This is a genomic window from Pseudoduganella sp. RAF53_2 (genome assembly GCF_052113985.1).
GTDB lineage: Bacteria > Pseudomonadota > Gammaproteobacteria > Burkholderiales > Burkholderiaceae_D > Rugamonas.
This window is the reverse complement of the sequence record NZ_JBFRDW010000199.1, coordinates 1-9,057: the sequence shown is the minus strand read 5'-3', so window position 1 is coordinate 9,057 and position 9,057 is coordinate 1. Positions and strand designations below refer to the sequence as shown.

General features: G+C 60.8%; 13 protein-coding genes. 8 read left to right on the top strand and 5 right to left on the bottom strand.

Annotated features, from left to right (window positions below):
• The 6 genes from AB4Z11_RS13700 to AB4Z11_RS13675 all read left to right on the top strand — a co-directional run.
• Positions 1-562 (top strand): SPFH domain-containing protein (locus tag AB4Z11_RS13700; protein WP_442025801.1); only part of this gene is annotated, 562 nt, incomplete at its 5' end.
• A 9-nt stretch (positions 563-571) separates the two neighbouring features.
• On the top strand, positions 572-2,050 hold the full coding sequence (locus tag AB4Z11_RS13695) for a DUF4178 domain-containing protein (RefSeq protein ID WP_442025800.1): 1,479 nt from the start codon (positions 572-574) through the stop codon (positions 2,048-2,050).
• A complete protein-coding gene (locus AB4Z11_RS13690; protein WP_442025799.1) occupies positions 2,047-2,232 on the top strand; it encodes a hypothetical protein in 186 nt (61 codons plus the stop codon). The genes AB4Z11_RS13695 and AB4Z11_RS13690 overlap by 4 nt, the downstream gene beginning before the upstream one ends.
• Entirely contained in the window at positions 2,229-2,603 is a 375-nt protein-coding gene (gene speD, locus AB4Z11_RS13685; RefSeq protein WP_442025798.1) for an adenosylmethionine decarboxylase, read from the top strand. Before AB4Z11_RS13690 ends, speD begins: the two co-directional genes overlap by 4 nt.
• Positions 2,604-2,834: 231 nt before the next feature.
• A complete protein-coding gene (gene rsgA, locus AB4Z11_RS13680) occupies positions 2,835-3,863 on the top strand; it encodes a ribosome small subunit-dependent GTPase A (protein ID WP_442025797.1) in 1,029 nt (342 codons plus the stop codon).
• A 94-nt stretch (positions 3,864-3,957) separates the two neighbouring features.
• The gene (locus AB4Z11_RS13675; protein WP_442025796.1) at positions 3,958-4,326 is read left to right on the top strand and encodes a VOC family protein; all 369 of its coding nucleotides are present in this window, start codon (positions 3,958-3,960) and stop codon (positions 4,324-4,326) included.
• Here the strand turns inward: AB4Z11_RS13675 and AB4Z11_RS13670 are convergent.
• On the bottom strand, positions 4,323-4,712 hold the full coding sequence (locus AB4Z11_RS13670; RefSeq protein WP_442025795.1) for a VOC family protein: 390 nt from the start codon (positions 4,710-4,712) through the stop codon (positions 4,323-4,325). The genes AB4Z11_RS13675 and AB4Z11_RS13670 overlap by 4 nt on opposite strands.
• A 145-nt stretch (positions 4,713-4,857) precedes the next feature.
• On the opposite strand from AB4Z11_RS13670, the gene AB4Z11_RS13665 reads away from it, so the two are divergent.
• Entirely contained in the window at positions 4,858-5,631 is a 774-nt protein-coding gene (locus tag AB4Z11_RS13665) for a VOC family protein (protein WP_442025794.1), read from the top strand.
• 35 nt (positions 5,632-5,666) lie between these two features.
• The gene (locus AB4Z11_RS13660; protein ID WP_442025793.1) at positions 5,667-6,218 is read left to right on the top strand and encodes a hypothetical protein; all 552 of its coding nucleotides are present in this window, start codon (positions 5,667-5,669) and stop codon (positions 6,216-6,218) included.
• Positions 6,219-6,301: 83 nt separating this feature from the next.
• On the opposite strand, the gene AB4Z11_RS13655 is transcribed toward AB4Z11_RS13660, so the two are convergent.
• The 4 genes from AB4Z11_RS13655 to AB4Z11_RS13640 form a co-directional block, all read right to left on the bottom strand.
• Positions 6,302-6,985 carry an SDR family NAD(P)-dependent oxidoreductase gene (locus AB4Z11_RS13655; protein ID WP_442025792.1) on the bottom strand — a complete coding sequence of 228 codons (684 nt, stop codon included), beginning with the start codon at positions 6,983-6,985 and terminating at the stop codon, positions 6,302-6,304.
• On the bottom strand, positions 6,982-7,893 hold the full coding sequence (locus AB4Z11_RS13650) for a hypothetical protein (protein WP_442025791.1): 912 nt from the start codon (positions 7,891-7,893) through the stop codon (positions 6,982-6,984). Before AB4Z11_RS13650 ends, AB4Z11_RS13655 begins: the two co-directional genes overlap by 4 nt.
• Positions 7,894-7,975: 82 nt before the next feature.
• Positions 7,976-8,401, bottom strand: a complete 426-nt coding sequence (locus AB4Z11_RS13645) for a F0F1 ATP synthase subunit epsilon (protein WP_442025790.1) — start codon at positions 8,399-8,401, stop codon at positions 7,976-7,978.
• Between the two features lie 51 nt (positions 8,402-8,452).
• The coding region (locus AB4Z11_RS13640; RefSeq protein WP_442025789.1) for an ATP synthase beta subunit C-terminal domain-containing protein at positions 8,453-9,057 on the bottom strand (605 nt) is incomplete at its 5' end.

The window sequence follows — 9,057 nt, the reverse complement described above, 5'->3', positions numbered from 1 at the left end:
GCTGCGCGGTATTCTGATGGCGTCGATGGCCAGCTCGCTGGGCGCATCACAGATCGCCTTCCTCGATATGGCGGCTAATCAGGCCCTGATGGCGCAGGAAGTCAAAGGCGGCCTGGCCGACGCCTTCGCCCGTTACGGTATCGGACTGGATGAATTCAATGTCGCCAGCGTGAGCCTGCCGGAGGAACTGCAGGCAGCGCTGGACGAGCGAATCTCCGCCGGCATGAAAGGCGGCCTGGGCGCCGACAAGATGGCCGGCTACACCAAGTTCCAGACTGCGCAGGCGATTCCGCTGGCAGCGCAGAACGAAGGCGGACTGGCTGGCCTCGGTGCAGGGCTGGGTACCGGCGTCGCGGTAGGCCAGGCAATCGGCCAGGCCATGGGCCAGACGATGGGACAGGCGGCTCCTGTGGCTGCAGCGCCGGCAGCGGCGGCAGCACCAGCGCAGGAATCGATCGAAGATCGTCTGTCCAAGCTGAAAGGCTTGCTGGACAAGGGCCTGATCTCCGCTGCCGATTACGACAGCACCAAGGCGGAACTGCTGAAGAAACTGATCGGATAATCCGCCCGCATGCAAATCGTTTCCTGCCCCAGCTGCGGCGCGGAGGTCAAGTTCCGCTCGGCCGCGTCGGTCATGGCCGTGTGCGAGTACTGCAATACGCGCGTGCTCAAAGAAGCAGACGCGGTGCGGGACCTGGGCAAAATCTCGTCCGTGCTGGAGGACTATTCGCCGATCCAGATCGGCACCAGCGGCGTGCTGGGCGGCCGCCCCTTCAACGTGGTGGGCCGCATCCAGCTGCGCTACGACGCGGGCATGTGGAACGAGTGGTACCTGATGTTCGACGATGCCACTACCGGCTGGCTGGGCGACGCGTCCGGCCAGTACATGATCACAACGTTGCRCCAGCCTGAAAGCGCATTGCCTGCCTTCGAATCGCTGCGCGCAGGACAGCAGTACAAGATCAACAACGAGCACTACACGGCGGCCGATGTGCGCACGGCCGATTGCATTGGCGGCCAGGGCGAGCTGCCTTTCAAAGCCGGCGACGGCTGGCAAGCCAGGGTGGCGGACTTCCGCCGCGGCTCCAGCTTTGTCACGCTGGATTATTCCGACGAAGGTCCGCCAGCGCTATACACCGGCGTGCCGGTCACGCTGGAATCGATGCAATGCCAGCTGCTGCGCGACGATGAGCAGATCAAACAGAGTGCGGGACGTTACCGCGGCAAGCTGGATAAGCTGGACTGCCCCTCCTGCGGCAGTCCTATCCAGTATCTGCCCGGCATGACCGCCAATCTGGTCTGCCATGCCTGCCACACGCAGATCGACGCATCCAGTCCGAAGGTGGAGGTGCTGGCAGCGGGCGAAAGCGTGGAGCGGCAACGCTTTACCCTCGATCTGGGCGCATCCGGAAAATTGGGCAATCAGGAATTCACCGTGATTGGCGCCATGCGCCGCGCAGACGACGAGGGCACGCAGTGGACCGAATATCTGCTGTATGGCCCCCGCGCCGGCTTTACCTGGCTGGTGGAGACGGACGAAGGTTGGTCACGCGCCAATGTGCTGGATGTTTGGCCAACCTGGGATGGCGGGAGCACCGCCACGCTGGACAAGGCCGAATTCGAGAAGCTCTACACCTACGGCTCGGTAGTGACCTACGCGGCGGGCGCCTTCAACTGGCGCGTGAAAGCGGGCGACCGCACCCGCGTGGCCGAATTCAAGCGCCAGCAGGTTTCGCTGGCGGCGGAGCTGACGGACGAGGAATTGACCTGGTCGCGCTCGACGCCGCTGGCTTTCGACCAGCTCAAGGCCTGGTTCGGCACCTCGGTGCACGGCTCGGCGCCGGTGTCCGGTCCCAAGCTGGCCGAGCAGGCCGGCCGCTACAAGCGCTCTGCCAAAAATTTCATCATTGTGATGCTGGTGCTGAATGCCATCCCGCTGCTGGCGAGCATGGACAATGGCGGCTTCGGTGCTCAGTTTGCGTACAGTATGCTCGGCGCGCTGGCGATCTACCTGCCCGCGATCTTCCTTGATTCGATCGACAAGCAATGAATAAATTCCTGGCCTACGCCCTATTCGTCACCCTGTTCAGCTCGGGAACCAGCTGGGTACGCATGTTCTCCGGCCCGTCCGCAACGGGCGGCGGCAGCAGCTGGTCGTCCAGTTCCGGCAGCTGGGGCGGTGGCGGCTACTACGGTGGCAGCGGCGGTGGTGGCGGAGGTGGACATAAGTGAGCGCTCACGTTCAACAACTTTATCAGCCAGCGGGCGTTCACCTGCTGGCGGATATGTCCGGCATCGCGGCGGAGCTACTGACCGATTGCTCGAAAATTGAGCAGCTACTGCGCGATGCAGCCACGGCGGCGGGTGCGCATGTGCTGCACAGCCATTTCCACGGCTTTGGCGAGGGCCAGGGCGTGACCGGTGTCGTGCTGCTGGCCGAGTCCCATATTTCAATCCACACCTGGCCGGAAACCGGCTTTGCGGCGGCCGACATCTTCATGTGCGGCAGGACCGATCCGCAACGGGCGCTGTCGCTGCTGCGCGAGGCCTTGCATCCTTCCGGCTGCGCGATCACGACAATCCGCCGCATTCCGCCGCGTTGACAGGCAGCCGGCCGAGTGCCACACTTGGCGAACTTTCAACCCACAGGAGACAAAACTATGCGTAAGCCGGATATTGCCCTCCTGTCGGCCGCCTGATCTCCGCGATCTTCCCCGATTAGCTTTCTCTGAGCTGGTGCTGAGCCGCGGCTGACCGCGCGCCGACTTTCCCTTTTCTTCGTTCGCTCGCCTTTGCGAGCGCCGTGATCTATTTTTTGGGAAAACCAACTCATCATGATCGACTTCGATTTCGAAGCATTGCGCCGTCTCGGCCTGAATAATCCGATCGTTTCGCGTCTCGCGACGCTGCCGCCTGCCGGGCCAACTTCTCGCCTGGTACGGCTCACCGAAATCCAGCGTGAATGGATGACTGTTCACGACGGTTGTTCCGAACTCGCCGCGCGCGCCCATCCATCGCTACATGCCGAATTGGCTGTCGGCGACTGGCTTATTGCTGAGACTAACTCTCTCGGCGAGCTGTGGATAATTCAACAGATGTCCCCAGCCAATCAAATCACCCGGCGTAATTCATCTGGCCAGCGTCAATTATTGGCCAGCAATATCGACACCGCCTTATTGCTTATGGGTCTTGACCATGATTTCAATTTGCGCCGCCTTGAGCGTTATATTGCAATCGTCAGTGCTGCGGATATTGCGCCACTCATCGTATTTACAAAATCCGATATCGCCGTGCCGCGTGATGTTTCCACTCGCTTGCCCGCTCACATTCCGGTTTTTCAAATTAATGGCGCCGATCCGGCCTCGGCTGCGCAATTAAGTCCCTGGCTCGCAGCAGGTCAGACGGTTTGCCTATTAGGCGCGTCCGGCGCCGGTAAGTCAACATTAACCAATACGCTGACCGGTGCAAATCAGGAAACCGGTAGCGTTCGGCATGGCGATAATCGCGGCCGCCACACGACGACAGCCCGTTCCATGTATTTTTGCCAAACCGGCGCCTGTATTATCGACACGCCAGGATTAAGAAGTTGGAGTCCGGACGCGGATGAATCGGCAATTGCCGCGACGTTCGACGATATTGAATTACTTTCCGCAAATTGCCAATTCCGAGATTGCCATCACGAATCCGAACCCGGCTGCGCGGTTCGTGGCGCAATTGATCAGGACCGCTTGCAGAATTACCAGAAACTCCTGCGCGAAGTCCGCCGCGCGCAACAGACGCCGCTGGACCGGATCGCCGATCGTACGAAGTGGAAGTCGCTCGGCAAAGCGGCGCTCGCTCGGGCACGAGAGAAGCGAAGTTAGTTATCGTTATGCTAGTTTGTGGCATGAATGCACCAAACATTAGCGTTCATGCCATGTCGTGCTACCATGTAAATCAACAACATAAGGAGCCAACATGAGCCTCTCCCGCATTGGCCAGATCGCACTCCCCGTTTCCGACGCCAACCGCGCCGAAGCCTTTTATGGCGAAGCGCTCGGCTTGAAAAAACTCTTCCGTTTTGGCGAATTGGTATTTTTCGACTGCGCTGGTGTACGGCTGATGCTGGAAGGTTCACCCAAAACCGTTTCACCTGGATCTGGTGCTTGCCATTACTTCATGGTGGAAAATATAGAAGCAGTCGCTGCCGATTTAAAATCCAAACAGGTTGCTTTTGAAGACGAGCCCCATCTTGTCGCAAAAATGCCTGACCACGATTTGTGGATGACTTTTTTCCGTGATCCTGACGGCCATTTGCTGGCCCTGATGGAAGAGAAGAAAAACTAAGGTTCGCGTATGGTGGCTTCGATATTATTGCCGTCGAGGTCAAGGATATAAGCGGAGTAAAAATTCGCCCAGCTGACGCGCGGCCCTGGCGGACCATTATCCTTGGCGCCGTGAGCCAAGGCGGCAGAATAAAATGCTTCAATCGCAGTGCGATCGGGTGCATTGAATGCTACATGAAATGGAGAGCGTCCAGCTTCGTGTTCCGATCGCCAATAGCTGGGTATTTCCGATCCAACCCAAAGGAATGGCTCACCGCTGGCAGGTGCATAAATTGCCCAATCTAAATCAGTTTCCAGACGATGGAAGCCCAACGGTGCGAGGCAGGCATCGTACAACGCAGCGCTGCGCACAAAATCTGTCACGACCAGGCCAAAATGGTTGATCATAGGACCTCCAATTAAAGGAACCGCCGGTATCCCAGCGTATCATTCCGCGAAACTCAATGGCGCACCGATAGTAATGCGAAGGTTGTTACTACTTTTGCTCGCTTCCATTCTGACAGCCGGCTTGGCGCACGCAGCGCCGGCCCCTGTGATTTTGGGGCTCGACCATATTCCGCTGGCGGTGCGCGATCTTGATCAGGCGGCCAGGGACTTCGTCCGCCTCGGCTTCACGGTCAAGCCAGGCCGGCCGCATGAGAATGGCATCCGCAACCTGCATCTGAAATTCCCCGATCGCACAGAAATTGAACTGATTACCGCGCCCGCTGCGCGTGACGAGTTGAGCGGCCAGTATGTCCACCACCTACGGGACAGCGACGGCCCGGCTTTTGTAGCCTTCTACGCACCGGATTTCGATGCGCTCGGCACGCGGCTCAAGGCGCTGAGCCTGCCGTTCCGCCGTGATTGGGCGACGGTCGCATTGGAGTCGCCCCAACACCTCTTCTTTTCATCGCGGCTCGCATCGCCGACCGATAGCCAGGCCTACTTCACGCATGCCAACGGCGCGTATGGATTGATAGGCGTCTGGCTCGCCGGCCCGGATGACGACCAGCCCCTGCTGGCCATGCTCGGCGCGGACCTGGCCGCAAACCAGYCGGTCAACACGCCGGAGCCGGGCACCGCGACGGTCGCGCGGCTCGCTGAAGGCGAGGTCGTCTTCCTGCCTGCCGCACGGCAGCTCGTACCGGGACGGCGCATCATCGGCGCGGTGCTGAAAACGCACGATCTGGCTGCGCTTCAGGCTGCGATGAAGGCGAGCGGGCTGCCGCCGCCAGAGCCGGTGACGACGCCACCCGGCCGCAGCATCTTCCTGCCGCCCTCCTCGGCACATGGACTCTGGCTGGAGTTCCGCGAAGTCAGGTAAACTTGCGGGACTCAAGAACAACAAGACATCACATCATGCGCCGCTACGCGCCATTTGCCCTGCTCCTCGCTCTCGCCGCTTGTGGCGAAGCCTACAATCCTCCGCCGCTGTATCAGGCCACGTCGGCCGACTGCGGCACGCTGCTGGACGGCGACACCTTCCCGCTCCCGCGCGGCATCACAGTTTCGGCAACCACGCCGACGGCTTCGCCGGACGGTGGCATCGACATCGGCCTGAACTACATGCTGCCGCGTTCCACGCAGCTGCAGTTCAAGACGGATGGTTTCCTGGCCACGCAGCCGAAAGGCGCCTTGATCGAAAAAGCGCAGGTGATCAGCGTCTATCAGCGGCCCACCAACCAGAAGCCGGAGATTGTGGAAATCGTCAATGGCGTGCCGCTGGCCCTGGTAGCGGTGGCAACCAGCGACGACACCCAGTTCCGCTATCGCCTGCGCCTGAAGGGCAAGCTGCCGCAGCGCTTCGACCTCGTCACGCCGGACGTGATGATCGGCCAGACCCGTTACGAGTCGCGCACCTTCACCTTCCGTTGGGTCGAAGAGAAGAAGTCGTATTCGATGTGCCGGTAGGCACGGCGAATCATCGACCGCCCCGCGTATGGCGGGTCATCGACGGAGGTGCGTAGGGCGGGTCATTGACCCGCCTTCGCGGCTCAGGTGCAGGGAATCGCCGCGCCGTGGATGGCGCGGGCGCCTTCGCTGGAGAGGAAGACGATCACGTCCGCCAACGCTTCCGGCGCCGTCCACTTGCTGCGGTCGGCGTTCGGCATGTCGGCGCGGTTCTGCGGCGTGTCGATCATCCCCGGCAGCACGCAGTTGACGTTGATACCCTTGCCGCGCAGTTCGGTGGACATCGATTCCGTCAGCCTGATCACCGCATCCTTGCTGATGACATAAGGCGCCATATTGGCCTGCCCCTGCYGCGCGGCTGCCGAGGCCACGCTGACGATCCTGCCGCCGCCCGCCTCCAGCATATGCGGCACCACCGCCCGCACCGCATTCAGCGTGCTGCGGAAGTTCACATCCAGCATCTGGTCCCATTCCTCGTCCGGCGCCGAGTGCGCGGGCGTGCCCATGCGGAAGGCGCCCGCGACATTCACCAGCACATCGATGCCGCCGAAGCATTGCCTGGCGGCCGCAGCGGCAGACGCCACCTGGGCCGCATCGCGCAGGTCGACTGCAACGTAGAGCATGCCATCCGCCTGCGGCCCAAACGCCTGCTCCAGCTGCGCGCGGTCGCGCCCCAAAGCGACGACGTTATCGCCGGCGGTGCGGAACGCAGCCACTACTGCGCGGCCGAGGACACCTGCCGCACCTGTGATCAGAACGGTCTTCATTGTGCGGACTCCTTCGCAAATCTGGCCACCGTGGCGCCGACCAGCGCGCGCACCTGTTTGCAGTCGAGCCTTGCCAGCGCCGGCAGATCGTGCGTCTTCGCGGCGTCTTTTGCAATCAGGTAGCCCAGATAGTATGCGCGGCGCGGCGGCAGCTTGTCCGTCTTGTCGCCCATGGAGAACAAATCTTCGTTCACCTTTTCGTTTGCACTGTCGAGCACCGTGTTCAATTGCGCCCAGGCGGCAGGCAACAGGGCGTTTGTCGCACTGGCCATCCCGGCCGGATAGTCCAGCAGAAGTTCCTTTTCATTCGCTTGCGGATTCATGACTGCCGACACGTACGTCGCCAAGCCCTCAATCCACATATGCGACCAGACGATATCTTCGGAGCAGGTGAAATGCTGCTGATGCAGAACATGGAACAGCTCATGATGGAAGAGCGGCGCCGCATCGCCTTTCGGGTCTAGCGCCGCGATCATGTCGGCGCCGAAGATCAGGTGCGTCTTGCCGTTCAGCTCGCGCGTGCCGCCATTCATTTCGCCCAGCGAGTGCACCAGTTCGGTCGGCACAGTCAGGCGGAAGTCGGGAAAGACCGCGTTAAAGGTTTGCAGATGCTGCTGCATGGCAGCGGAGAAGCGCTGCGCCTGATCCAGATAGGCAGCGCGAATCGTAGGAAAGCGCTTGATGGCGCGGCTGATGCGCGCATCCTGCTGGGCCGGTTCGCCGCGGCCATAGAACTCGGGATACTGCGCCATCAATGCCTGCTTCATGGCTGCCACACGCTGCGGCTCGGACAGCTGCTGGGTCGCGTCCCAGGTCGCGGTGAAGGTCGCGGTCAGATCACGGAATTCCGCTGCGGCGACCGTGCCGCTGAACAGCAGGCCAAGTGCAGCCAGAAGAATGCGACGCATAGACCCCTCATTGCAAAAAGGGAAATGCTAACACAATAAAAAAAGGCAGCCGTAGCTGCCTTTTTGTGATGCGCAAACCGGATTAGTGCTTGGTCTGACGCAGTTTGGCGATAGCTGCCAGCTGGCCGATGGCCGCTGCCAGTTCCGCCTGTGCTTTCGCGTAGTCGATACCGGTCTTGTTGTTGGCCAGGTTTTCTTCCGCCAGTTTCTTGGCGGCGGTTGCCTTGGCTTCGTCCAGATCGTGGCCGCGGATTGCGGTGTCGGCCAGGACCGTCACGGAGTTCGGCTGCACTTCCAGCAGGCCGCCGGCGACGAAGACGAACTCTTCTTCAGCCTGGCCAGGAACCTGGATGCGCACCGCGCCCGGACGGATACGGGTGATCAGCGGGGTGTGCTTCGGGTAGATACCCAGCTCGCCCTGCTCGCCCGGCAACGCCACGAAAGTCGCTTCGCCCGAGAAGATCTGCTCTTCGGCCGAAACCACATCAACGTGAATAGTGTTTGCCATGTTTATCCTCGGTGATAGCGGCCTCGATCAGGAGGCCGCTACGTCAATCGATCAGCCCAGTTTCTTGGCTTTTTCGATGGCTTCTTCGATGGTACCAACCATGTAGAAGGCCTGCTCTGGCAGGTGGTCCAGTTCGCCGGAAGAGATCATCTTGAAGCCCTTGATGGTGTCTTTCAGCGAAACGTACTTGCCTGGGGAGCCGGTGAACACTTCAGCAACGTGGAACGGCTGGGACAGGAAACGCTGCATCTTACGAGCACGCGCCACCAGCAGCTTGTCTTCCGGAGCCAGTTCGTCCATACCCAGAATTGCGATGATGTCACGCAGTTCTTTGTAGCGCTGCAGGGTGCCCTGCACGGCGCGCGCGGTGTCGTAGTGCTCTTGGCCAACGACCAGCGGGTCCAGCTGACGGGAGGTCGAATCCAGTGGGTCCACTGCAGGGTAGATACCCAGAGCAGCGATGTCACGGGACAGAACCACGGTCGAATCCAGGTGACCGAAGGTGGTCGCTGGCGACGGGTCGGTCAAGTCATCCGCTGGAACGTACACGGCCTGGATCGAGGTGATCGAACCGGTCTTGGTGGAGGTAATACGCTCTTGCAGACGGCCCATTTCTTCAGCCAGAGTCGGCTGATAGCCCACTGCGGAAGGCATAC